The organism is Bradyrhizobium daqingense (genome assembly GCF_021044685.1).
GTDB lineage: Bacteria > Pseudomonadota > Alphaproteobacteria > Rhizobiales > Xanthobacteraceae > Bradyrhizobium > Bradyrhizobium daqingense.
In genome coordinates this window covers 7158055-7183742 of the sequence record NZ_CP088014.1, presented here as the reverse complement: position 1 = coordinate 7183742, position 25688 = coordinate 7158055, and the positions used below count along the sequence as shown (strand labels likewise).

The following is a 25688-nucleotide window of genomic DNA, read 5'->3' as shown; positions in this document are numbered from 1 at the left end:
TTTCTTCAGTAGCAGCTACCATCACGAAATACGCGCCAAAGGTTGTGGTCGAGAGTGGGTTCGATGGGATGATCGACTGTGCCGAGCAGCGGAGCTCCCACAATCAGCTCACGCGACCGGTGCGGCGCGTTTTCTTCAGCGGCTTATCCTGCCAGCCTGAACCTTGACAGGGCCCAGATTGCGCCTCCGATGGCGACCGTACTGAGGGGCGTTGCCTGCAGCATAGTTGTTCACTCGAACCAACATGGTGGCGGCCAAAGCCATTAGAAGAGGCCAGAGCGAGTTGGCGGCGAGGAAGCCACTTTCCACCACATTGAGCTGGATGGCATGGAACACCACACATATGGGGAAGGTGGCTTCCAGACTGGGGGCGTTCGACGCCAACAATAATCGTGTCCCCTGGAAGATCAGCCAGCATAGATAGAAAATAAGGACCACCAGCCCGACAAGCCCAAACGAAACTATGATGTCCAGGTAACCATTGTGGGTGCTCCCGAGATCCAGGCTTGTGATGGATGCGATGGTTGCCCCAATCGACAGAAAGCCGGAAAAGTAACCATAACCCATAAGCCAATGCTGGCCCATGAACGAGAGAACATAGTTCCAATAAAGGGTTCGCCCTGTAAGGTCTGGAGATTTTCCTAACGCCTCCAGGGCCAGTGCTACGGCGCTATCTGCAAAGGAAAAGATGAGCGCGACGATCGCCGTGAAGAGCAAAAGCACGGCTAATCTTAAGTCCAGTGGTGTTTTAATAACCAACTGCATCAATATGCCAATCAGGATCAGATTGAGGGCCGTGACAAATCCGGTGCCCGACCCGGCGAACGTAAGGCATATCGTTGCGGCACCAATGGCCGCAGCGCGAAGGAATGGAGACTTTGTGACTAGTCGCCCGTAGAGGGCCAGCATGCCGAGGGTAAATCCGGCAACTGCTCCGAGGCTGTTCTTGTGCGAGAACACCCCGCGCCACCGCCCGGCATGAATGGGCTCAAGCGCGTCGGAGGCCTGATGTACGCCAGCTTCTGGAAACGCAGTGGCCCATATCATGCTTAGCAGAATCACAAGGATAAGTGCTCTTAGAACGAACCTTATCGTGTCCTTCAGCGTGTATGATGAGCCAAGAGCTAAGGCAAAGAGGATTGTCCCAAGAAGCGCGAACGAGCGCCTAATGGTCAGCTCCGCATCTGGGGCCCATAGGGCGGACGCGAACGCCATTGCCGGGAGCAGAAAGACCGGGCATGCGCGAACGACGGTGACGAAGGGTTGCGAGCTCCGTGCGAACAGCATTATCGACACGAGGTAGATCGTCGCCGTGATGATCTGCGACAGCATAGAGCCGTCGCTGAATTGTCTGGGAAGGCTGGGATCGACGCCCGCAATTTGTAGCGTAAATGCGCCCGTAAGAACGACGAAACCGCCCAAAAAGAAAACGGCGCGGCCGATCTCGTGAGCGTTCGCAAGCCTCAGCGAGAATGAGCCTCTGAACGGTCCGCTGGCACCGAAAAACAGTTCCTGCTTGTGCCGAGATTGCTGCAAGTATTGTAACTCCAAATTGCCTCGACCGACACATTGGCACCGAACGGTTCAAAACAGACGCTATCTGCCGTTTGAGGCGCCTACCTAAGCAATGAGGGGTAAGGAGCGCGGACGTCGGGATGAGCAGGACATTATATCGAGAGGCGGCTTGCCAACCGTGCTTATTGATAGCCCATTGGACCCCAATCGGCCACGGAAATCTGTGTACCCCGGGGCGTACCGGGGGCAACGATCGGGATACGCTTAACCTGCCACAGTTTTCCCGAGGGGCGATCTAGGCAGCGAGGAATCCGTCTTGCGCAGCTGGAGCAACGATAGATCGACGGACTTGGTCAGCGAGAGCGCGGTCGACGATTGTTGATGTGCGGTTGGCCGGGCGTTCGTGGATGGCGATTAGTCCGTGCTTCGGCATCCGTCGAGACGGAAGCCGCTTTTGCGTCGGTCCTCCGGCGTGGATATGCCGGCTAATGACTTGCCTCTACTCTCCTGGCGAACGCAGGTCTTTCCGGAAGCTGGAGGCCTTCATAACGGCTGCCGGATTGTTCGGCGATCGCGCCGCACTCGCGCGCGAACCGCGGGGGCGGAGCGCTCAGGCTGCTGCGGTTCGAGAAGTTAGCGAACTCATTAAAATCCAAGTGCTTCCGAATGTCAGATCTTATGATGCGGTGAGCTATCAGTCCCGACGTTTCTAGCGCCGTTTTGTTTAGTGCAGATTCTCGGGGGACAAGTATGACGACTACCTCAGCAGCGACCGTAGGCGTGAACGTCAGCGGCGCGGAGTATTCATGGATGCCCTTCGTAGGGGCTGGGGATCTCGATTATCTTGCGAGCCAAGGCGTCTCGCTCATTCGTTTGCCGATTAGCTGGGAGAGGATGCAGCCCACGTTGAACGGTCCCCTCGATCCCACCTACCTGTCAGGCCTGGAGACCGTTCTGAGCGAAGCTGCGGCTCGCGACATCAAGGTCATTATCGACCTTCATAACTATGGTAGATACAACCTTAACTATGCAGCAGATGCTGCTGCCAACTACGGGATTGTCGCTCCTAACGCTGCAGGTTCTTCGGTGATAGGATCGTCCGAGGTTCCGGTGTCGGCATTTGCCGATTTCTGGAGCTTGTTGGCTGGGCAATTGAGCGGACATGCCGGTCTGGCCGGATATGACATCATGAACGAGCCCTATAACATGGGGAACTCGACGATCTGGCCCGAAGCAGCCCAAGCGGCTGTCGATGCTATCCGGACAGCCGACATGAAGACGCCTATTTATGTCGAGGGTTACCAATGGGCGAGTGCTGAGAACTGGCTGGTCTACAACGCAAACCTCCACATCAGTGATCCCGCCAATAAGATCATCTACGAGGCACATCAGTATTTCGATGCCAACGGGAGTGGGCAATATGCGCAATCATACGCGCAGCAAGGGGCGACCTCGAGTTTAGGAGCAGAAGATCTTCAACCGTTTCTGGATTGGCTGGCAGCCAATAACTACCAGGGATTTGTGGGGGAGCTCGGCGTTCCCGGTAATGATTCAAACTGGACCGTACTCCTGAACAGTGCCCTCACTCAATTGCAGGCCGCCGGCGTGTCCAGCACTGTGTGGAACTACGTCTACGCAGACCCTTCTGGGAAAAATTCGTGGTGGCCGGTCGCAGATTCCATGAGCATCAATCCGAAGGAGGGATGGGGAGCGGCGACGATGGAAGCCATTTTCGCGCATTCGGCTCCGACAGTGGCCTCGTTCTCGCCGGACAGCGCGGTGGCCGGCGACGGTATCACCAATGTCAACCACGTCACGCTGACGGGAACGGCGGCCGTTGGCGCCACGGTCCAGGTGTTCGATGGGGCGAAGCAGATCGGGACTACGATCGCGAATGCGAGCGGCGACTGGAGTTTCGCCACCGGCAAGCTGGCCGATGGCAGCCATGCTTTCACGAGCAAAGCGGTGAACGCAGCGGGCAATGTCAGCGCGGCGTCCGCGGCTTTGACCGTGACCGTGGATACAGTGGCACCCTCGGCTCCAACGGTGGCTTCGTTCTCGCCGGACAGCGCAGTGGCGGGCGATGGCATCACCAATGTCAACCACGTCACGCTGACGGGTACAGCGGCGGCCGGCGCTACGGTCCAGGTGTTCGATGGGGCAAAGCAAATCGGGACCGCGACCGCGAATGCGAACGGCGCCTGGAGTTTTGTCACCAGCGCGCTGGTTGATGGCAACCATGCTTTCACGAGCAAGGCGGTGGACGCGGCAGGCAACGTCAGTGCGGCGTCCAAGGCGCTGACCGTGACGGTGGACACCCTGGCGCCCTCGGCTCCGACTGTGGCCTCGTTCTCTCCGGACAGCGGAGTGGCGGGCGACAGGATCACCAATGCCAACCACGTCACGCTGACGGGAATGGCGGCGGCCGGAGCCACGATCCAGGTGTTCGACGGGGCGAAGCAAATCGGGACTTCGACCGCGAATGCGAACGGCGCCTGGAGTTTTGCTACCAGCACGCTGGTTGATGGCAACCATGCTTTCACGAGCAAGGCGGTGGACGCGGCGGGCAACGTCAGCGCAGCGTCCAAGGCGCTGACCGTGACGGTGGACACCGTGGCGCCCTCGGCTCCGACGGTGGCGTCGTTCTCTCCGGACAGCGGAGTGGCGGGCGACGGTATCACCAATGCCAACCACGTCACACTGACGGGAATGGCGGCGGCCGGAGCCACAGTCCAGGTGTTCGACGGGTCAAAGCAAATCGGGACTTCGACCGCGAATGCGAACGGTGCCTGGAGTTTTGCTACCGGTACCCTGGCCGACGGCGTTCACGCATTTACCAGCAAAGCGATTGATGCCGCCGGCAACCACAGCGCTTTGTCTGCGGAGTTCGATTTGACGGTGAACTCAACTTGGTCCGGTTCAGTCACTTCGCTCGGTCAGGTCAATGGCCATGGTGAAGCGATGTCGACTGAACTTGTCACTCTCGAGGGAACTACCGCCAAGACAATCCGTCTGGACTCGAAGGGGTCCATGCTCGGCGCTGAGGTTTGGACATCTGATGGAGCAAGTACCACAACCACGTATTTCGACGATGCTTGGCACCGTACAAAGGCCGATGTCACCACTGTGAGTGGCAATCAATCTCAAACCGTACATTTGGACGCCGACTGGCATGTAGTTGGTGCGGAATTGACGACGGTGAATGCGAATAGCGCCACGACTGTTCAGTTCAATGCCGCGTGGCAGCAAATTGGAGCGGAAATATCGACGATCAATGGCTCGACGAGGCAGACCCTCTATTTCGACGAAAAATGGGTCATGACCGGAGCGCAGATTACTACTGTGGAGGGCAACGCCACTACTCTCATGTCCTTCGATACGAACTGGAAAATGACTGGTGCAGTGGTGTCGACCCCGGATGCCGCCACATCTTTTGATGGAAATTGGCATCAGACACCGAGCAGTTCGTCCGCCGGACGATCGGATCTCACTGTAATGAGTGGCACCGCGGAGAACGATGTCTTTGTCTTCCACGGCGAGTTTGGAAACAACGTGATCAGAAACTTCCAGGCGCTTGGTGCAAGCCACGATGTCATCCAAATCGACCAATCGACTTTTGGCGATTTCGGCGCAGTCATGGCGAACGCTGTGCAAAGCGGCGACCATGTGGTCATCACGGCGCACGAGGGCTCCATCATTCTCGAGGGAATGCAACTCGCGGACTTACACCGCTACGATTTTCACCTGGTTTAGGAGGACGCGTTAGAGAGCCGTGGATGATCGAAACCAGATGCACATCGACAAGTTGCGAGCTTAGGCCGTCTGTATGGCCGATAGCTCGAGTCCGCCCGTTTGCCCTTGAACCCATTCGGCCGGATAGTTCTCGTGACCGTCGTCTTGGCACCACCCTGTCTTAGCTATGGCGATCTCGGTGATCGAGGCCAAGCCAATTTCGCCGGTTCTTCGATTGCACTCTGGGAGAACACGAACGGCTTGGATGAGCTAGCCGTGCGGATCACTGGCAATTGACAGGTCTGGACGACGAGGTAAATGGCGGAAAGAATCCCCGACAGATACCGTTCGAGTTTACCTTTTCAGCGGTCCGGGGGTTGACCGAAGCATCCGACATATTCAAAAAGGGATATATCTTGGCTCGGCGCGGTGCACTCAGCTGAATATTTCATGCTGCGATCGCTATTGTTTGAACAAGGAATGGCATGCAAAAGCAGATCGCTGCAATCTCGCGGCTGGCGGGACAGGACGGCGCTGATCTTGCTGAACACCTGATCTCATTCTTCCATACCAAATCACGTCCCGTGTGGAACATTCGTTCGAATACCAGTCTGCGGGGGAGGCGCGGCCAGGGTTCCCACGGCGAACTGGGAGGTCACGATGGCCGCTGCTCCATTTGAACTGAAGGGTAAGACCGTCTACGTCGCTGGCCACGACGGCATGGTGGGAGCGGCATTGACGCGCCGGCTTGCGAGGGAGGACGTTCGTCTCGTTACGGTCGATCGTAGCGAGGTCGATTTACGCGACCAATCCATGGTGTTCCGCTGGTTCGCTCAGGTGCGGCCGCAGTTGATCATTCTTGCCGCAGCCAAGGTCGGTGGCATCGTCGCCAATAATACTCTGCGCGCTGAGTACATCTATGACAACATCGCTATCGCGGCGAACGTGATTCACGCGGCGCATCTTAATGGTGCAGAAAAACTGATGTTCCTGGGTTCGTCCTGCATATATCCAAAGCTCGCTGCGCAACCCTTGCGTGAAGATTCGGTGCTGACGGGGCCCCTCGAGCCAACCAACGAGCCTTATGCAATTGCGAAGATCGCTGGGATTAAGATGGTGGAAGCTTATCGCAGCCAGTACGGTTCTGACTTTATCAGTGTAATGCCGACAAACCTTTATGGTCCCGGCGACAATTATCATCCGGAATATAGTCACGTCGTTGCTGCCTTGATTCGCCGCTTCCACGAGGCGAAGTTGGCAGGCGCAACAAACGTCACGATCTGGGGCACGGGCGCGCCGCGTCGCGAATTCCTTTACGTGGATGACATGGCAGATGCCTGCGTGCACCTGATGAAGACTTTCTCAGGTCCCGAGCTTGTCAACATTGGCGTGGGGAAGGACATCACGATTGCCGAATTCGCGCGCATCGTTGCCGCCATCGTCGGCTATCGCGGAGAGGTAACGTTCGATCATTCGCGGCCTGACGGCACGCCCCGTAAAATGCTCGATGTTACCCGCCTGGAGAAGCTCGGCTGGCGTGCCCAGACTTCACTCAAGGATGGGATCGAACTCGCCTACCGGGCATATCTGTCGGCTGGGTAACGCCTGCTGAAAGCTCAGTTGCAGAAGCGGCCGTAGGCTTCGTCCATGTCGCATGGAATGGCGCGGAATCGCAGGATTAGCTCGCGCGAATCCCGCAGGCGATATCGGCCGGAGATAGTAGTTCGTTCGCAGCTCTTATCGTTGGTGTTGACAGAGCTCTCGCGTAACGCACCAACATGCTTGCCCTTATAGATCTCTGTGCATCGGTGAGGCTCGGACTATTCATGCCTGGCGAAGTAGCGGAATCCGTGTTTCTTGATGATCTCGTCGCGCTTGGCGGATTCGAGGTCTTCCTTCATCATTTCTCGAACGAGGCTTTCGAACGACGTCTTGGGCTCCCAGCCTAGCTTCTCCTTGGCCTTTGATGGATCACCGAGGAGTGTCGCGACCTCGGTAGGACGGAAGTAGCGCGGATCGACCGAAACAACGCATTTTCCCGTAGCAGCGTCGTATCCCTTTTCGTCGACGCCGCTTCCTTCCCATCGAATTGTCATGCCGATTTCGTTTGCGGCGACGTTGACAAAATCTCGGACAGAGTGCTGCACGCCCGTAGCAATCACGAAATCCTCCGGCTTTTCCTGTTGCAGCATCAACCATTGCATTTCGACATAGTCACGCGCGTGTCCCCAATCGCGCAGGGCGTCCAGGTTGCCCAGATAAAGCCGCTCCTGCAGCCCAAGATGGATGCGCGCCAAAGCACGCGTAATCTTTCGAGTAACGAAGGTTTCGCCCCGGACCGGAGATTCGTGGTTAAAGAGAATGCCATTGCAGGCGTACATCTCGTAGGCCTCACGGTAGTTTACCGTGATCCAATAGGCATAAAGCTTGGCGACCGCATACGGTGAGCGGGGATAGAAGGGCGTGGTCTCCTTTTGGGGAATCTCCTGGACCAAGCCGTACAGTTCAGACGTTGAGGCCTGATAGAAGCGCGCCTTCCTCTCCAGGCCGGTAATGCGCATAGCCTCAAGGATGCGCAAGGTGCCGAGGGCGTCGGAATTCGCCGTGTATTCGGGTTCCTCGAAAGAAACGGCAACGTGGCTCTGCGCCGCGAGATTGTAGATCTCGTCCGGCTGCACCTGACCAACGATCCGGATCAGACTGGAGGAATCCGTAAGATCGCCGTAGTGAAGCCGGAAGGGGGGATCGGGCTCATGCGGATCGAGATACAGATGGTCAATCCGATCGGTGTTGAAGAGGGAGGTCCGGCGCTTGATGCCGTGGACTTCGTAACCCTTCTGCAGAAGCAGTTCAGCCAAATAGGCGCCGTCTTGGCCCGTGACGCCGGTAATGAGAGCTCGTTTCTTTGTCATATTGGTCCCAAAATGGAAATTTGTGCTTACACTGAATTGCGTCGGGCAGGGAGGGCGAAACAGAGCGAAAATCAAGCTTAGATTAACAGCACCTGGCTCCATCGAAGTCTCAAAGTTCCGCGACAGCAGGGCGCAGTGACCTTAAGTCTGTCCGGTCTTTGACAGTGGCCGGACTGCCAAGCTCGGAGCCGCATCCAAGATGGTTCATTGTGGATCCGTTCCGAACCACGCGCCGCATCGACTAGCGGCGTCACTGCCAGGCTCACGAATAGAACATAGGGGTACCAGGGACCACTTAAGCGACGCGAGATGAGTTTCTGCTCATTAGCTTGCTTTCGCGCTTTGATCGAGAATTTTATTGGATACAATCAGAGAGTGTGATTATGCGCGAATTTGTGGTGAATGATGCAGCAAGGAGTTGCGTACTTGAACATGAGCTCCGTGCCGAGGGCATGCTCATCGAAGCCTCCGGACTGGAAGATGTCATCGCGGACCTTGATGCTGAATTGTTTGATCGGCAGCTTGAGAGCGTCGCGAGCAGAGCAAACAACGAGCAACTCGTCGACCACCGATTCGCCGATACCGAAGGTTAAGAACGATCATGGAAGTACTTGAACGAGACAGACACGACGTGTCCGAGCAGCGTGCACGGAAGGGCTTTCAATGGACATTGCTAAGCGCTCCGAGAACTTTCCACATTGATCAAATCTTGACGTGGTGAACCCGCTGGCGAGAACTGACCGGCTTGCCGCTTGAAAAGTATATCTACCACGATATTGCGCCGCCGTTGAATATCGCCCATCTTATATTCGTATCTGTGATTAAACAGTAGTCATACCCTCGTGCGACGGCGGTGTCGGTCTGAACCGCTCTCATTTTCAGAACAACTCATCGCAGGGCGAGGCTGTGCCGCTTTGGGGGTTGCGTTTCGGCGCCATACACGGCAACATCGTCCTAGTCTTGGGAGCGGAAAGCTCGGGCCATTAGCACGGGCTAGTTTTTCGAAACCCCTTGTTAGACTACTTTTTTGTTACTCATTGCGTTTTTCAGGGTGTTGATTGCCATGCGCCCAGCCCAAAGCACTTACATTGCCGCGTTGCTCAAACTACACGACCAACAAATTGAAGCCCTGCGCACTCATCCAGAGTTCGAGAAGGACTACTTGGAAATCCTCCTGCTGAGGCGGCGGTTAAACTTGGTAATCAGTGGAAGAAGGAGCTGTCGCAGCCGAAGGCGGTTAGGAGCACTTGGACGCCGCGTTAACGAGCCGCTACCTCACCCTTCCTAAGAATTCCAGTCAGGGAACCTTTTTGGTCGTTCCGCTTTCGTCGGTGTGAAAAGGTGATCAGGGAACTTGCGACAACATTCGCGAGCATGGGCTCATCCTCGCCGGCTGCGCGAGGACGTCTCCCACGACGATGACCTCCGTTGCTTGGGATTGATTTGGTCACGATCCCAATCGCTTCCTAATGAAAAGACAGGCTCGCCAGAACACGGCTCTCGCAGGACGCGGTGAAGATTCCGATGCCCAACGCGAAAAGATACTCGCAACGCTTCGTCCTTATTCCGATGCGTGGTGGGTCGTACGCGCGAGATTGAGAGAACGACCGACAGCGAACCACGAAGTTAGCGATTTGCCGAGGCTGCATCGGGCGAAACAACGGGGCGACGGGCTCGGTCCATTGAAGGATTGCAGGGAACTGGACACACCAGGTAACCCGTTAGTCACGGGAGACGCTCGCGTCGCCATTAACGGGAATTGCCGGTCCTAGATCGACTTTGCTCGATCCGCTTCTGCCGCCGCTTCTTTTGCGTCAACTCGATCCAGATGTTGCTTGCGAACACACACACAACAAGCACTGTAACCAAGACACCGATCGCGACAACGAAGATTTTCATCGGACCTGCTGCCTACGCCCCATCTTGCTCTTGAGTGGCATTTCCGCCGAATGTGTGACGCGGCCGGGAAGACGCTATGGCTTGAGAGGAGTGAGCCGGAGCGCGCTTCGTATCGAGAGCAACACCAGGCGATATTGAACGTTTAGATTTCGGCTACATTTCGGACGTCTGGCGCGCCCGCCAGCGCTTCGCCACCGGCTTGCGGCCAAGCAGCCGGACCAGAACGAAACTTGAGATCATGGCCCCTCGTCCGGACTGGAGGACATTTGGGCGAATCGCTCATCTTAAGGACGAGCGTGTCAAAATGGCCACCTCCATCCTAGTGTTATTGGCACCTCTAGCTTCCAGAACTCTGATGCTCGAGACAGATCGCATCATCCGAAGTTGCCGCCTAGGCTGGTCAAGTGGCAATCTTAACGGAGTTGCGTTCGAAGATCTTTGAGGCCGAGACGATTTATTTATAAGCCCGCTCTAGGATGGATTATCTGCGGTGCTTTCGGTGGCATGATAGGCGATGTCCAACAACAGACTGGAAATCCGTCCGTGGTCGGCCGAGGAGGAAGCGCACCTTCTTGCGCTATTCGATCGCGGCATGACTGCAAGTGAGATCGGCCAGCGGCTAGGCCGCACTCGCCTCGCGGTCTACGGTCGGTTGCAACGCTTCCGCAAGCAGCAAGGTCGAGTGAGCCGCATCACCGGGCGTGTCTTCGCGCAATGGGCCGGCTAGTCGAAGGACGGCGTTCAAAGTGATTGACGAAGGCGCCTTGAGGACGGCGCGCCGTTCGGGGTTCTTGCCCGCCATTCGCATCGCGAGGGGAAGTGTAATAGGCGGCTCAGTGAGCAGCGGATGGGAGAGTGCCCCACCGGGCGTCACATTGAACTAACTTCAACGGCGTGGGACTGGCGCCCGAGCGGCGGCGAGCGAAAGAGTTCATTAGCTTTCATGTGGCTAACTAAGTGCGTGCCGATTACCGCCGATTGCGGCACGTTGGAATGGGAATGCCGGCCCCGGCTGTTACCCCAATCCTGCGGCGAGGGCCGTCTTGAACTTTCGCAGCATCGTTCAACCCGGTCCACAACCATGTTTAGAGGCTTTGCTATCGCGCCTTTTGGAATGAGCATCTTCGCGCAGCTTGATCGAACGCTCTTTTATGGCCGCAATACTGACGCCGCGCTCAAGCTTGTGCGTAAGATTGGCCGAGGCTTCGGTCTATAGAAGCAATCGCGTTGCACTCTCATTTGCCCTTACTAAGCCGGCATGGCGGCCCGGGTCGGCTGCCATTCGATACGCAGGCTCCCGCCGCGCGAGCAGGGCCAATCGTCGGACCCGGCCCTCTGCATTGGCTTGGGTGTCTTCATGGCGCGGCGCCCGATCAAATAAAGCAGCCGCGACCGGCTGCCCCGTTTTGCGGCGGTGATGGTCGAGCGCGACGCGGCCGTTCGGCCAAGGGAAAGCGCGCCGGCGCCTTACCGGACGTACCAATATCCCCACCAGAGCTGGGACACGGGCCGAGCCTGCGCCTTCGCCGCTACGACTTCCTCGACGGGTCGAAGCTGCGGGCCATAGATCGCGGGCGGGTAGACGGGATCCCAGAAGACGTATCCGCTTTGAACGGAAGCCGCCCGATGATGCGCCTTAGCGAGCGCAAGTTCCGCGGCGGCGGCGACGGATGCGGTCAACGTAAGGCCAAGAACGGACAGGGCAATGGATGAAATAAGGGCGCGGAAGTCCATTGGATTGAATCCCTCCGAAATGCAACAAGAAATAATGCAACGGCTGCCGGGCGGTTGCAAGGGCATCGGTCGACCGACCCGCCCCAATTCCTCGTCCCGAGGAAACGTGTGGTTTGCCCATCGTGCATCTGCCCCGACCACTTGGAGGCGTTGTTCTCTCCTACATAGAGTGGCCGCTGTGTAGAGCCTTCGGGATTGTCGCCGATCGAAACAGGATGTGGCAGAGGCGGCCACGCCGGCACGAGCGCTGCATGCACACAAGGGGGCCGATGTTGAACAATCTTTCGGCGCCCATGCGTCGTCAAGAACCATGATGTCGACACACTAGTCGCCCTTGATGGGTCCCGGACTATTCAGGGCGACTCCTATGACTTCTGCGTTTGTCTCCGCTTCCGTTTTCGGCGCTGGCCTCATCCTCGGATACGCGTTGCGCGCTTGGCGTGTCCAACGAAGAGATGCGAACGCGTCCTATGGCGCCTCACGGCAGAGGCCTCATCCTACCTCAACATTCGGGCACGCACGGCGAGCCTTTTAGATATCGTCCAATTCGCTGCCGGCGCCCAGCTTCACACCGCAATGACGGTGCATGACGACATGAGTGAGCCCAAGAACGACGCTCCGCGACGTTATATCGTGGATGGCGCCGGACAGCGCGTGCTCGTCGGTCTGACGATCTCGGAAACCATCGAGTTCGAAGCATTGGACAAGCCGGACACGCGCCCCGGTGCCGACTTGCTTGGCGAGGCAGCGCGCATCCGTCAGGCCAGGCACGGCGAACGTTGGGTGGAACTCTACTTCAAGCACGAGCGAGCCTGGAATGCCTGGATGGCGCAGACGCGTGCGCAGCCGGTTAAGCCGCCTCTGCTCAACTAAAGCTTGATGCGGAAAAACGCGCGCGTTCGGTGCCGTCCTCTCACACCGCGAGCATGCTGCTTCCTTGAATGCTCATCAGCGTGAGATTGCCGGTAGCATAGGCGCCGGTGTCGATGTTGGCGCGATTATTTCGTACGTCGGCGCTCCGCACCGGCGTGTGACCGTGTACGACAAATTTGCCGAAGTGCTTTTTGCTCTCCAGGAACTCGTCGCGAATCCACAAAAGATCGTTCTCGTGCTGTTCGGACAACGCCACGCCCGGTCGAACTCCCGCATGCACGAAGAAGAAGTCCCCGCACGTAAAGCTCAGCCGCAGATTGTCCAGGAATTCGAGATGTTCGGTCGGCATTGCGCGAAGCAAATCGCGCAGGATCGATGTCGGCTCGTCGCGCTTCAGATCCGGTGGGGCGAGTCCGTAGGACATCAATGTCTGGGTCCCACCAATGGCGAGCCAATTCTCGAACAGTGACGGGTCTTCGAACACGCTGACTAGAAATGCCTCGTGGTTGCCCTTGAGAAAAACCGCGTTTCCCCGCCTGCTGCGCTCGACCAGGATGTCGAGGGTGGCGCGCGTATCCGGACCGCGATCGATGTAGTCGCCCATGAAGACCTCGATCGCATAGCGTGGGCGGCTGCGAGCCACGTCGGCGTCGATCACCCGCAGCATGGGCTGGAGCAGATGCGCGCAGCCGTGAATATCCGAGATCGCGTAAATGCGCACGCCATCCGGCAGATACGGCTTTTGGATTGGCCGACGTCGACGGGAAAGCGATATCATAGCGCACAATCGATGGGGGTGGTTGGGAAGATTCTTCCTGTCGCCGGCAGCTAAGGACCTTCCATTTGATGGGGACTGTGCCGTCGATTGAGTGTTATCGTTTCTCGGGCGGGATCATGCCAAAAGAAGGGCGGAACTCATTACCTAACCTATTTGCGAAGGGTCGCCTAGATGAGGCCGTTCGGTACGAATTGCATTGCTAAGGACCAGAGCGCGGCAAAGATGCATGCCACAGTCGTATCAGCCATGCATCCTAAGATAGAAGCCTCTCGAAGTTCCCGCAATGCCGTCACGAAAAAGATGGAATGCTTCTGAGATGAGCGAAGACGACGCTCGCGCAATACTGTGGCATCGAATTGGATGCGGAACTTGATTCAAAAAAGGGCAGCCCGCCTTCGATATGTCAGCACCGTGACGAGATTCTCGGCGTAGGACGATGTATTGGCGCCATATCATATTTGCATCGCAAAAGTTTTGCATGCAGCGCCACAATGTCGCTGCGATCACTTAACACTCTTCGTTTGGGCAGCGGAAAATCTTCAGCATCACACCGCAGGCACTCTCCACTCGTAGAGGATCTAATGGTTGTTGCAACTTACGGTTCTGATAGCACCTACCAGGTATCCTCCGCCCGAGGTACCGCTCTTCAGAGGCCTTTTCAGCTTCTCGTCATCGCGGCCGACCTTCTGTTGATTCTGCTCTGCTACGCGCTAGCGTCGGAGCTTTATAGCTTCGCCACGCCGTCATCTGGAGACGGAGCGCCCATCGGGGCCGGACTGATCGTCAGCGCAGTGTTTGTTGCAATCGCCTATTTTCAGGAGGTGTATGCAACGCACCGTTTGCTAAGTCTGGTCTGGCAATTGCGCAAAGCCGTGATCATCTGGTTGGTGTCACTGACAATCCTTGCTGTCGCGGCGTTTCTATTGAAATCGTCGGACAATCTGTCGCGCGGCACGTTCCTCATTTTCACCGGCGTTGGGGGCGTTGGGTTGCTCAGCCTGCGCTTTGCGTGGCAGTGGGTGCTTGGCACGAGCTTTGCCAAGGGCCGATTGGTCGATCGCAAGGTTGCCCTGCTTAGCCTGAAGCCGCTTGATTTCACCTCAAGCCGTTTCAAGGACCTGCGCAAGAACGGATTCGACGTGGTTCGCCATTTCGTGCTTGCCGCAAACGACCACTGGGAACGGCAAATCCGCGATGTCATCCTCCAATCCCGTGTGGCCGATGTCGAGGAGTATCTGCTGGCGGTTGACTGGAACGAGCTGCCGTTGTTGCAGGAGCTCGAACTGCACTTGCGCGCCGTACCACAGCCTATCCGTCTGTTGCCGGATAATTCGATTGCTGATCTGGTATCACGCCCGTTTTTGCCGGTCAGCGGCACGGTGGCAGTTGAAATTCAGCGACCACCGCTCAGCGTGTTCGAGCGTCTCCAGAAGCGCTGCCTTGACATCGGTCTGGCCTTGTTTTCGCTAGTTGCCTTGGCGCCGGTGCTGATCACTGTCTCCATTTTGATCAAGCTGGATTCGCCGGGGAGCGTGATCTTCCGACAGTCGCGCCGCGGCTTCAACGGCAAGCCGTTTGAAATCTGGAAGTTTCGCAGCATGAACGTTTGCGAGAATGGTCATTCGATCACTCAGGCGACTAAGGCAGACGCGCGGGTCACAAGAATTGGGCGTTTCCTTCGCATGACCAGCATTGACGAGTTGCCTCAGCTCTGGAACGTGCTGCGCGGCGACATGTCGTTGGTCGGACCACGCCCACATGCGCTCGCTCACGACAACTATTATGACGAGGTCATCAGCAATTACGTGTACCGCCACCATATGAAGCCAGGCCTGACGGGATGGGCTCAGGTTAACGGCTTCCGAGGCGAAACGCCGACCATCGACCTGATGGAAAAGCGGGTAGAATATGACGTCTGGTATGTTAGGAACTGGAGCATCTGGCTCGACCTGAAAATCATGGCGCGCACGGCGGCTACCGTCATTTCCCAGGAGGCGTACTAGATCACCAGGAGCGTTGGCGGCCGAGGACGAACTCGTAAGCGTTGAGACAAGGTTAGTAAAGCCGCAGCGAAGAAGTTGCGTACGAGCTTGCCGAAGCGGGTTGCGCCGCGTCGGAACTGTTTGAGCTTGCAGAAGACGCGTTCGATCAGGTTTACGGCTGGCGGTACATCGCCGGCTTGGCGGAGCGCCGCAGAGCCGCCCCGAAGCACTGGGCGGGGGCGCCCCTTGCTCGCGATCAGGTCGACAACCTGCGCCGCGATTCTCGCAGCACGAGAAGATGCCGTTGATCACCCGTCGGTCGTCCACCGCGGCCCTTCCGCCCGGTGTAATCTGGAGCTGTCGCTCCATCAGCCGCCACCCCGCCTCGCTCAGACTATAGCGCGCCATCTCAGAGCTGCTTTTGGAGTCCTTGAATCGCGCCAATCACTAAGTTTAGGTTTTATGCCCGCGCGTCTTGTTCCACAGCCGCACAATGGCCTTCCGTAGTGAGATCAGCCGAGGCATCAGGACGAAGAAGGCTCCCAAAGCGAATGATCCGAGCGCGTCGCGAAGGGAGAATTGTTCGCTGTGATCGGGCTGGTCTTGGTGCTTTTCGATCGGGACCGGCGCAAGGATTGTACCTGACCTATTGAGTCGCGATCGCGGCCCGCGGGGAGGAACCACGATGAGCACGAATAAAACGTTGAGCAGCAGCCAGATGCTCACTATGGCAAGTACCGTCATCCAGTCCCACCAAAATGCAAGAGAAGTATGGGGTTTAGACTAATCGTCGGAACCTCAGAAGGAAAGGGTGCACTGCGCGGCTGGCGCGTCGGTCGGCTCCTCCTAGCCGACGAGTTCCCGAGAAACCATATCTCGATCACCTCAGGCCCGCCTTCATCAATCCGTGCAAAAGGCTACGACAATGAGTGTCGCTTCTGGATTCCGGGAGCTATGCGGGAAACTGGGTGATGACGGAATGAGATAGGCGGCGTATCGAGGCGGGTGTCGAGCCTGCCAGAACCTCAAGGAGAGCGATACGCCATGAACGAGCATAGCAACATTGTCCCACTGCGTCAGCCCGATGAGATCGACGATCCACTGACGAATATTTTGCGATCTGGTGCTCGGCAGCTGCTTGCGCAGGCTGTCGAGATGGAAGCCGAGGCGTTTCTCGCCGCGATGAAGGGCTTGAAGCTTCCCGATGGCCGCGACCGCCTCGTGCGGCACGGCCATGGTCCAGTGCGGACGATCCAGACGGGGATCGGCGCCGTCGAAGTCGCCCGGGTAAAGATTCGCGATCGCGCGGTGACCAGCGATGGCGAGCGGATCCGCTTCACCTCGGCGATCCTGCCGTTGTGGGCACGGCGCACGAAGAGCTTGGATGCACTTTTGCCGGTTCTGTACCTGCGAGGCATCTCGACGGGCGACTTCCAGGAGGCGCTGGCGGCGCTCCTGGGCAAGGATGCGCCGAATCTTTCTCCGGCGGTGGTTTCCAGACTGACGACGGAGTGGCAGCTCGAGTACGAGCGTTGGCAGAAGCGCGATCTGTCGGCGCGCCGGTACGTATACGTGTGGGCGGACGGCGTCTTCCTGCAGGCTCGCATGGAAGACCACAGCGAATGCATGCTGGTGCTGATCGGCGCGACGCCGGAAGGCAAGAAGGAACTCATCGGCTTCCAGGTCGGCGTGCGCGAGAGCACGCAGAGCTGGCACGAACTGCTCGTCGAGGCGAAAACCCGTGGGCTGAAGATCGCCCCGGAAATCGCCGTCGGTGACGGCGCGCTCGGCTTCTGGAAGGCGCTCGACGAGGTCTTTCCCGCCACGCGACATCAGCGGTGCTGGGTGCACAAAACCGCGAATATCTTGAACAAAGTCGCAGTGTCGGTACAGGCCAGCATGAAGAAGGATCTGCGCGAGGTCTATTTGGCGTCCAACCGAGCTTCGGCCGAAGTGGCGATCGATGTCTTTGCCGAGAAATACGGAGCGAAGTACGACAAGGCGGTCGAGTGCCTGACGAAAGATCGCGACGCAATGCTTGCGTTCTACGAATTCCCCGCCGAGCATTGGGACCACTTGCGGACGACGAATCCCATCGAAAGCGTGTTCGCGACGGTCCGGCACAGAACGGTGCGCACGAAAGGTTCGTTATCGTCAACGACTGCCAAGTTGATGGTGTTCAAGCTGCTCTGCGCCGCATCAAAGACCTGGCGGCGGCTGAAAGGCACAAATCAGTTGCCGAAGGTCAGCGCAGGTGTCAGATTCGAAAACGGCATCGAGGTCATCCAAGTGCCGGAAAACCACGCCGCCTGATCGCCTCGTCACCCAAAATCCCGCATAGCTCGGATTCCGTACGACTACGGTTTGGCCGCCTGAACGTATGGGTGAACTGTGACTTGACGGATCACACGTGCACACCTCGCGCTTTGGTGCCGACAAACCCCGCACTTCATCAGCAGGGTCGAGCATCTAACCGCGCAGTGTCGCTAGGAAGGACGAGTCGATAGATTCAACGGCATCTTCCAGGAAAGCCTTGCCCAGTTTTGATGCCCGACGATAAGCGGAGACGAGTGCCGATTTCGACTCAGGTCGGCGAATCAGAATGAGCCGAATGTCATTGCGTACGAGGTCCTTGACATCGGGAAGGGCAAGTGCGTCGAAGCGGACCGCCATGTCGATCCGCGCCGGCATCAATCGTGCGTCGTTTGGTGCGACCAAATAGGCCATCTTTAGGGCCTCGACCACGACCGGATCGTGCGGGTCGCGCTGGAGCTGAAGCAGTCCCAGCGCCAGCCATAGTTCAGGATTGTAAGGAGAGATCGACAGCGACCGCCGCACCCGGCTAATTGAGTCGGTATGCGTCGTTGATCGCAGGACCGTAGGCCTTTGCCGACCGGGCTCGATTGTCTGCAGCGCGGCGATCAACGCATGATTGCTCTCCAGCTCCGATCCAAACGGCGAGGGCGCGTATTCAGTCCAGCGCGCCCCAATCTTCGCCGCGTCTGCGGGAGATGTAGTCCGCCCCAGCGCCGTCACCTCCGCTACGGCTGAGACAATCGCATAGGATCCGACCGTCAAGGTCAATCCCGTTAGAATAATGCGAAATCTGCTCGATGAACTCATTTTCGATAGACTGGTTCAATATTAAGCCAATGTTACGACGCGCGGCATGCCGCCGAGCGATCGGCGCCGCTGGTCCGTCCGACCGATTGAGCAAGTCCAACTCCGACCATCACCGCCACGATCGCTTGGATCGTCGGGTTTGAGAGGCTTGAGTCAAGAAAGGTCTCGCAGAGTACAACGACGACGCCGGCGGCCGCGGCGGCTGCGAAAAAGGAATCGCGTCCTCGCCGAACGGCGCCGCGAAAGCTAGCGAGAAAGAACTGGGCGGCGAAGGCTGCCAGGATGGCGCTGGCCAATCTGCCTGCCTCGATGGCCATCAAGACGGCGGTGGAAGGGGGGGCCGCCAGCGCAGCGCCGAACTCCTGATAGGCTATCGAAGTCAGCCTAAAGGTTCCGAAACCATTCCCCCACGTCGGTGCATCAGAGAGCAGGTGCTTTGTCGGCCCAACTGCTTCCGGGGGAAGGCTGACGAATCTAAGGAGGCCCAAGCCTCCGGATACAGAGTGCGGCACGGCCATCGCGCTGGCGATTGCAGCAAGGACGAAGAACAAAAGCGCCGAAGGCCAAAACCGAAATCCCAGGCGCCGGACCGCGGCTATGAACACAAGGACCATCAATCCGCAGCCAGTAACCGCCACCAACGTGTGTTGTTCAAGGGCCGCAAGTGCGCCGAACGCTACCGCAATTCCTAACAAACCAGAAAACACGCCGACCCACAGTTGGGACGTGGCCAGATTGTGGATCTTCTGCCGATGCAGGTGGCGCTCGATTGCCCTGGCGATGAGCGCGCCATTTGTCAATACCGCAAGAGCGGCTGCTGCCGGAAACACGTTCGTAGCCGCGCCTGTCTGGGGAATGATTCCAGCGAATGAATCGAGCCGGCTGAGTAGGAACTCAACGGACATGAGGGTTGTCACTGCGCACAATACGAATAGGATCGTTTCTGCCGTACGGCGGTCCCTGGTGATGATGACGGTCGACACCAGGAGCGACAGATCGACCAGATAAAGGAACAGGCTGTGCAATGTTGCGGCGGGATCAACGCTGATGCGGCCCGGCAACGATGGTTGATTAAGTGCGATTGAAGTCGCCGACCAGATCGGGTTCGCAAGCGAAGAAGTCGGAACGATTTGTAACCCCATCCAGACGACCGGAAGCAAGAATACGAGGAGAAATTGCTTCAGCAACTGCGCGGAAGACGCGATTTGCTGCTCTGGAGCTCTTGTTGCCATGGTCATCATCATCGCAGCAGCAAGCGAAATCACATGCTGTGCGAAGGAGCCGCTTGTGATGGCCAAGATCGGAGCCGCGGCCAGCAATGCAATCAAAAGCCAGGAAGCGATCAGCAATCGGAGAACCGTGAGAGGTGGAAGCGGGAATGGACGGCAGCATTGCACCAGTGGGGCATTGATACGCGTCGCATAGCCGACCATGCGACGCCACCGTCTCGGAAGTGGAGGGCAAGATCGTTGTCACTATAACGCATCATCAAAGCACGGCCTGCCAACTGGTCACATACAGTCGAATTGCCGAACTCGTGCGGCATGACAGTTCCGTGACCGGCTAAATCATCGAGCATGGCAGTACTGGGACAAGTAACGGAGAGCCGTTGCCAGTCCAGCCATCGGCACCGCTCCGTGTATCGCACTTGGTGGGCTCGCAATTTCGACTGCAAGCTCGTTTGCGTTTTGCCAGTCACGGGCAGCAAGCTTCGAGGCTTCGGCGGGCAGTAAGAGCGCCACGCCGCCCTGGATCACAGATGCCTGGAACTCTGCGCGCTTCTCTCCTGCTATGAGCGCGACGCTCGGTCGCGCCGAGCGGGACAGCGGCTCGAGTACAATGAGCACAATTTCGGTGCCGCCTTTCCCGCATTGCAAGCTCAGACCAGCAAGGCGCGGATCCGATTTGGTACTGTCGACGACATGCATCACTGAAACGGCATCGGCGCCGCCGTCTGGATTTTTGCTCTTCACCAGTCGCCATCCGCCCTCAAGCTGTGTCGATTGACTGCCGGACTCGATCTGCTTGAACGCCTCTTCGTCGCAACGTCGACGCTGCTCGGCGCTGATCCCAGATCCGCAGTTCGGAATGCCCAGACGCGCCGGATCGGCTCGGCCGGGAGCTGCCGTCATCAAGAGACCAGCACAGAGCAGAGCTGAGCGCATCATCAGAAGCGCCGACCTAACATGCGTTAGCGCGAAATCAGTCATGTTGTATCCAACGGCCTTGTCAAAATCGGCCAAGCGCTGTCACGCCTCCGGATCAAGCATCGGACGTCAATCGACGTAACCATACCTCTTGTAGTATCGATTGCGATAGTAGGCCGCGCCATACGTATCGTAGCGGCTCATCACCGACACGTTCACCTTATTAAGTACCGCACCGAGCATACGCTCGCGCACAACCGGCGTTTCGCTAAGCACGCGCTCGACGATATCCACTTTGGACTTCGCCCATTCGATGACAAGGATATAAGAATCAGCCAGCCCGCCAGTCGCCCGAACGTCGACGACCGGGGCAAGCGGGCTAAGGTCGAGGACGATTCGATCAAAGTGCTGCCGTAGTTGCTGGAACAGGTCTTCCATCTGCTGCGAGGCCAGCAGGTCGCTCGAATTCGAGAAGCGCGATGTAATGGCACAAGGAAGAAAATGTAGATTCGTCTGCGGATCCATCCAGACCACATCCCTCCAGTCGGCTTGGCCGATAACAGCATGGATCAAGCCGTCCTGCGCAGCCGGAGTAAGCCTTGCGGTGAGGCTCGGGTTCCGGATGTCGCCGTCGATCAGCAGTGTGCGGCAACCGCTTTGCGCCAGAGTCTGTGCCAGCGCTTCGCTGATGGTTGACTTTCCCTCGTTCGGAAGAGCGGAGGTAATCCCGAGGACCTTGTTGGACCCTGCACCGAAATTTGCAGAATCGCTGGCTAGCTTGATCGACCGAAATCCCTCTGCAAAGCGTGAAAATGGGGCATTGATCACGTGCCGGCCGACGCTCTCCTCGGTTGAAAGCAGACGGTCTCGATGCGACTGCTGGTGGGTGAACCCGGCCGCGGATCCGTGGAGTGGCAGCGTCGTGCCGGATCCCCCGTGCCTCGGGGGTGCCTGCTGCGGTTTGGGCTTGTCGCGATTGCCGAATCGCCAGGTCGCTTTGCCGGATTGAGCGGAGCTCGCTTTGACGGCACCCTGCTCTATGACCGGAATCGAAGCGAGACAGCGGGTATCCACGAACTGCTCGACCTGCGAAACTGTACGGAAGACGCGATCCATCATATCGAGCAGGATTGCGACGAGAGCTGCGAGAATCGACCCGCCCACGATCGCCGCAAGCAGGATGAGTGTCGTTCTTGGCGACGTCTTGTTGGGAAGAGTCGACGCGGCCTGGCTGATCACCCTCGCTTCGGTAATAGGAAACGACTGCTGCTGAACCGAGACCATGTAGAGTTGCAGGAAGTTGTCAGACAATGCGCGAGCGCTCTGAGCGTTGCTTTCCAGATCTCTCAGAATGATTTGGGCTTGGCTGGTATTATTCGAGACCGCGATCGTATCGCTTAGGCTCTTCTGGCTGGACTCTTCGCGCGCCTTGGCAATCGCAAGGTCACTCTTGTAGACCTCGGCCGTGCGTCGCAGTTCGTCAACGATCGAGCGCCGGATTTCTCGCATCTGGTTGCGTAAATTGACAACCGCCAGATGTGTCGATCCATACCGGTTAGACCAATCGGCCTGCTTGGCTGCGTACTCGAGATAGGTCTGGCGCAATTTGGTGATGACCGGATTGGCCATCGTCTCGCTCACAGTCGCCAGGTCATTCAGAATGACATTGGAATCGTCGCTGTCCGCATTCAATATCGCGGTGATGCGTTCTAGTTTAGCTTGGGCCTCCGCACGCTGGCTACGCGCAGTCGTCAGCGAAGTATTGATTTCAGCGAGTTGTTGTTCGGTGAGCAGTCGCCCGCCGGCGTCGACGATATTGTTCTTGGCCTTGAAATCCGCAACGGAGCGTTCGGCGGAAGACGCCTGCGTCCGCAAATCCTTCAGTCGGTCCTGCAGCCAGACCGCCGCCCGTCTCGAGGCCTGATATTTTGATTCCAACGAGTCCACGATATAGCCGTCGGCGACCGCGTTGGCGATCCGCGCTGCCAGATCCTGCGATAATGCCTGAAAGGAGATCTCGATAACATAGCTCACGCCGACGCGCTTGATGCCGAGGCCGCTTGCAAAGCGAGCGAGCGCTGCGCGCAGTATTTGCTCTTCCGTGGGCGGGGTCGACTTCGAGAATATTCCGGTAATCGCACCGCTGATGCTGCTGAGCAATCCGCCACCGTCGCTCATGAAGTCTGCCGACTCCACAAGTTTCAAGTCTTTGATGACCTTGGAGGCGATCGCTTCGGACTTGAGAAGTTCGACCTGACTGTCGACCATCGCCGAGTCGATCGGATTATCTCCACCGCTCGCGGGCGCTTGTGTCTGCAGGCCCTGCATTTTGCGGCTGTCGATCATCAGGATCGCTGTTCCGGTATATCGCTTCGGTGCGGTGAACACGTAGACGCCGGCAACACAGATGCACAGGAGCAGCGTGAAAACCATCACGGGATACTGGCGGCTCACCAGCGCAAGCGCAGAGGAGATGGTCTGCTCCAGCGATGGAGCCTGCGGCGCCGTCGTTTCGATCTCGCGAGATGTGGTCCTTTGAAGCATCCGGCCCGCCTACTTAATTCTCTGTGAATGCGGCATCAGGCTGGCCTTCGGCCGCGCTGAATCGGTGAACTTGTAAAGTGCCGCGTAGAAGTTTCCCGCCGGTAGACGTCGACACGTCGGATGCGGTGATCGAGGTCGCGGCGCTCGAGAGTTGAGAAGTGCCATCGTGACCCTCGGCGAAACCCTAATCGGATCGTCCGGCACGTTGTTGGTCAGAGAAGTTCGGCAACGCTGCCGGGCTATTTGTCAGTGCCAGTCGCCGCAAAATCGTCATAATGACATCTCCGTCAACTTTGCCAAAAAAAGCGACTTTCAAGATAGACGCAATTTATGCCGCCTGAGAAGATCATGGTCCGCCTGTGAATTGGGCAGGTTGCCACGAATCCGTGCGTGCCGACCCGGTGGAACATCGCCCGACCGGCCGCGAATTCTGCAATGCAATATCGGCCTGAGTGTGACGGACGAGCATGAGATCAGCACCTGCCACAGGCAAGGCCAATCCGGTCTCAGAGTTGCGACCGAACGAGACGCCGGAACGCGAACGAGTCGGTTTCGAACTATCCGCTATGGTGGCGGGGTTCGGCTTTGAAGTTCCACCGGTGAATTTCCGATCTCCCGGACACTTGAAAGATCAAGCCAACGAGACCTCAATCAAAATCCTTGATGGAGGATTCCCGATTCCAATCCACCAGCGAGCTTGCCAGATCGTAGTCGAATTTGAATCCGCTTGCGATCAGACGCTTCGGTAGAATGTTCGTCGAAAACCACAACTTCTTGATCCGATCGCGATTAATGCCGGTCTTGATGCCGACAGCCTGCAGCACCTCGAATGGAAGCACGGCGAGATTCATTAGCCATACCGGAATCGTTATCGTCGGTTTGGGGTATTCGGCAGCTTGAGAGAAGGCGGAGCAAATCTCGCTGATGGTGTAACGGTGCTCATAGCAGAAATTGTAGATTGAGAGACCGTCGTTGCGAGACGCCATGAAGAGCATCGACGAGACCAAATCCTTCACGTAGCCGCACGATTTGATGGTGTCGGTTCGGCCCGGATAGATGAAGGCCCGTCTTTCGAGAAGCCTCGACAATCGCGTGAAATTGCCTCGCTCGTAGCGCCCATAGATGACGGCCGGGCGCACGATGGTCAGCCGCCTGTCCGGGTCCTCCGACTGCCATAACCGATGGATCGCTTCGGCCGAGAGTTTGGAACGTCCATAGGCACTGACCGGGACAGGCGTTGCATCTTCGGTAAGCGGGGTTTCCGTCGGACCGTAGACCGATATCGAACTCGTAAAGATGATATTCCGGCTGCCAGTGTCCTTCGCAAATCGACAGACGTGCACCGCACCTAACACGTTTGTATAATAATAGTCTCCGTCCGGATGACCCGGGGTGACATGGATCGCGGCTAGGTTGAAGATATCGGCAGGCACCCCGCCACCGAGCTTCGGGTCGATTGGCTCACGGACATCATGATGGACATATTCGACGCCTTCGAGGTGCGCCCTAGGCTTCCCGATATCCACTGACACGATTCGGTCGTAGCGGCCGAAAGCGAGCATTTGCGTCATCAGATGTGTACCGATGAAGCCTGCGCCTCCGAATACGATAGCCTGGGTGGGACGGGACATGTGGCGAGGGTCAACGTGAGTGAAGGTGCTGAATTAACTGCGACGAATTTCGGTCACCGCTCCCTGACGCGCGTGCATTGGAGAGCTGCACGGCCTGTCGTTGCAAGAGCTGTGCCGGCAAAGAAGAAGATTGCTTGACGTGCAGTGCGCCCGCCCGGGACCGCGAGCGTTTTCGCTGCTGGACGTCAATGAAGCGGGCCAATCGGGGCAGCAATTGGTTAGTCATGCGTTGCTCATGCGGCGATAACAACATCGTGACCGGCAGCGGGTGTGACGTGCTCGGAAACATCAGTTTCACCTGCGCCATCTCGAAATGCGGTGCGCTGGTTCAAACGGCAACCCGAGCAAATGGGAGGATGTGTTTGCCGCGGACATGATCGCACGTTTCTTGTGAGAGTACATTTGGCGTTCAACTAGGATTGTTTGTCTGAATCAAGACTCAATAGAGCTCGCGATACTCAAATTGAAAGTTCGTTGATCCGGCCGCGATCCCCAATAACCTTTGCAGCTTCTGGTAGCCTGCGAGCGGAACGACAATGCAATCTGAACTTCCCGCGTAGCAAACCCGAACCCGGATCGATTGACCGCAAATGTTTTGAACCAGCACAATCTGCTCGATGATCTTGGGGTTGTTGGCTTGGGGGTGCGTCAACGGGTTAACTGATATGCAAAGCTTTCCGTCCACTGTCGTGTGATTTGGAGCGAACGTACCTTCCATCGGCCGAATCGAACTCGAAGGCCGAGTGGAAATGCCGGAGCCACCATACATCGGAGGAGATGTGCGACCGAAATTGGAAGTTTGAGCATCGGCCGCCGTT

The 25688-nt window shown here is 57.6% G+C and carries 18 protein-coding genes; 7 read left to right on the top strand and 11 right to left on the bottom strand.

Going from position 1 to position 25688, the window contains the following annotated elements; all coding sequences use genetic code 11:
• Positions 1 to 135: 135 nt before the first annotated feature.
• Positions 136 to 1536, bottom strand: a complete 1401-nt coding sequence (locus LPJ38_RS34260; RefSeq protein ID WP_145637871.1) for an O-antigen ligase family protein — start codon at positions 1534 to 1536, stop codon at positions 136 to 138.
• Between the two features lie 729 nt (positions 1537 to 2265).
• Between LPJ38_RS34260 and LPJ38_RS34255 the strand changes: the two genes are divergently transcribed.
• Positions 2266 to 5268, top strand: a complete 3003-nt coding sequence (locus LPJ38_RS34255) for an Ig-like domain-containing protein (RefSeq protein WP_145637869.1) — start codon at positions 2266 to 2268, stop codon at positions 5266 to 5268.
• Between the two features lie 639 nt (positions 5269 to 5907).
• Positions 5908 to 6849, top strand: a complete 942-nt coding sequence (locus LPJ38_RS34250; protein WP_145637867.1) for a GDP-L-fucose synthase family protein — start codon at positions 5908 to 5910, stop codon at positions 6847 to 6849.
• Between the two features lie 218 nt (positions 6850 to 7067).
• On the opposite strand, the gene gmd is transcribed toward LPJ38_RS34250, so the two are convergent.
• A complete protein-coding gene (gene gmd / locus LPJ38_RS34245) occupies positions 7068 to 8159 on the bottom strand; it encodes a GDP-mannose 4,6-dehydratase (RefSeq protein WP_145637865.1) in 1092 nt (363 codons plus the stop codon).
• Between the two features lie 383 nt (positions 8160 to 8542).
• Between gmd and LPJ38_RS34240 the strand changes: the two genes are divergently transcribed.
• On the top strand, positions 8543 to 8752 hold the full coding sequence (locus LPJ38_RS34240) for a hypothetical protein (protein ID WP_145637863.1): 210 nt from the start codon (positions 8543 to 8545) through the stop codon (positions 8750 to 8752).
• A 1820-nt stretch (positions 8753 to 10572) separates the two neighbouring features.
• A complete protein-coding gene (locus LPJ38_RS34235) occupies positions 10573 to 10785 on the top strand; it encodes a GcrA family cell cycle regulator (protein ID WP_145637859.1) in 213 nt (70 codons plus the stop codon).
• Positions 10786 to 11525: 740 nt separating this feature from the next.
• On the opposite strand, the gene LPJ38_RS34230 is transcribed toward LPJ38_RS34235, so the two are convergent.
• Positions 11526 to 11792, bottom strand: a complete 267-nt coding sequence (locus LPJ38_RS34230; protein WP_145637855.1) for a hypothetical protein — start codon at positions 11790 to 11792, stop codon at positions 11526 to 11528.
• Between the two features lie 594 nt (positions 11793 to 12386).
• Between LPJ38_RS34230 and LPJ38_RS34225 the strand changes: the two genes are divergently transcribed.
• Positions 12387 to 12665 carry a hypothetical protein gene (locus tag LPJ38_RS34225; protein ID WP_145637854.1) on the top strand — a complete coding sequence of 93 codons (279 nt, stop codon included), beginning with the start codon at positions 12387 to 12389 and terminating at the stop codon, positions 12663 to 12665.
• A gap of 40 nt (positions 12666 to 12705) precedes the next feature.
• Here the strand turns inward: LPJ38_RS34225 and LPJ38_RS34220 are convergent, their stop codons facing one another.
• Complete coding sequence (locus LPJ38_RS34220) at positions 12706 to 13443, bottom strand: metallophosphoesterase (protein ID WP_145637852.1); 738 nt, start codon at positions 13441 to 13443, stop codon at positions 12706 to 12708.
• A 581-nt stretch (positions 13444 to 14024) separates the two neighbouring features.
• Between LPJ38_RS34220 and LPJ38_RS34215 the strand changes: the two genes are divergently transcribed.
• The gene (locus LPJ38_RS34215; protein ID WP_145637850.1) at positions 14025 to 15446 is read left to right on the top strand and encodes an undecaprenyl-phosphate glucose phosphotransferase; all 1422 of its coding nucleotides are present in this window, start codon (positions 14025 to 14027) and stop codon (positions 15444 to 15446) included.
• 432 nt (positions 15447 to 15878) lie between these two features.
• Here the strand turns inward: LPJ38_RS34215 and LPJ38_RS34210 are convergent, their stop codons facing one another.
• Positions 15879 to 16169, bottom strand: a complete 291-nt coding sequence (locus tag LPJ38_RS34210; protein WP_145637849.1) for a hypothetical protein — start codon at positions 16167 to 16169, stop codon at positions 15879 to 15881.
• A 300-nt stretch (positions 16170 to 16469) separates the two neighbouring features.
• Here LPJ38_RS34210 and LPJ38_RS34205 point away from each other — a divergent pair, with 300 nt between their 5' ends.
• Positions 16470 to 17738, top strand: coding sequence for an IS256 family transposase (locus LPJ38_RS34205; RefSeq protein WP_014497957.1), 1269 nt, complete (start codon positions 16470 to 16472; stop codon positions 17736 to 17738).
• Between the two features lie 156 nt (positions 17739 to 17894).
• On the opposite strand, the gene LPJ38_RS34200 is transcribed toward LPJ38_RS34205, so the two are convergent.
• The 6 genes from LPJ38_RS34200 to LPJ38_RS34175 all read right to left on the bottom strand — a co-directional run bounded on the left by LPJ38_RS34200 (position 17895) and on the right by LPJ38_RS34175 (position 25588).
• Positions 17895 to 18503, bottom strand: coding sequence for a hypothetical protein (locus LPJ38_RS34200; protein WP_145642979.1), 609 nt, complete (start codon positions 18501 to 18503; stop codon positions 17895 to 17897).
• A gap of 77 nt (positions 18504 to 18580) precedes the next feature.
• A complete protein-coding gene (locus LPJ38_RS34195; RefSeq protein ID WP_145642981.1) occupies positions 18581 to 19981 on the bottom strand; it encodes a hypothetical protein in 1401 nt (466 codons plus the stop codon).
• A gap of 135 nt (positions 19982 to 20116) precedes the next feature.
• Positions 20117 to 20791, bottom strand: coding sequence for a hypothetical protein (locus LPJ38_RS34190; RefSeq protein WP_145642983.1), 675 nt, complete (start codon positions 20789 to 20791; stop codon positions 20117 to 20119).
• A 33-nt stretch (positions 20792 to 20824) separates the two neighbouring features.
• Positions 20825 to 23239, bottom strand: coding sequence for a polysaccharide biosynthesis tyrosine autokinase (locus LPJ38_RS34185; RefSeq protein ID WP_145642985.1), 2415 nt, complete (start codon positions 23237 to 23239; stop codon positions 20825 to 20827).
• Between the two features lie 647 nt (positions 23240 to 23886).
• Positions 23887 to 24870 (bottom strand): NAD-dependent epimerase/dehydratase family protein, encoded by a 984-nt coding sequence (locus LPJ38_RS34180; RefSeq protein ID WP_145642987.1) that lies wholly within the window; start codon positions 24868 to 24870, stop codon positions 23887 to 23889.
• A gap of 439 nt (positions 24871 to 25309) precedes the next feature.
• Entirely contained in the window at positions 25310 to 25588 is a 279-nt protein-coding gene (locus LPJ38_RS34175; protein WP_145642989.1) for a hypothetical protein, read from the bottom strand.
• Between the last annotated feature and the right edge of the window lie 100 nt (positions 25589 to 25688).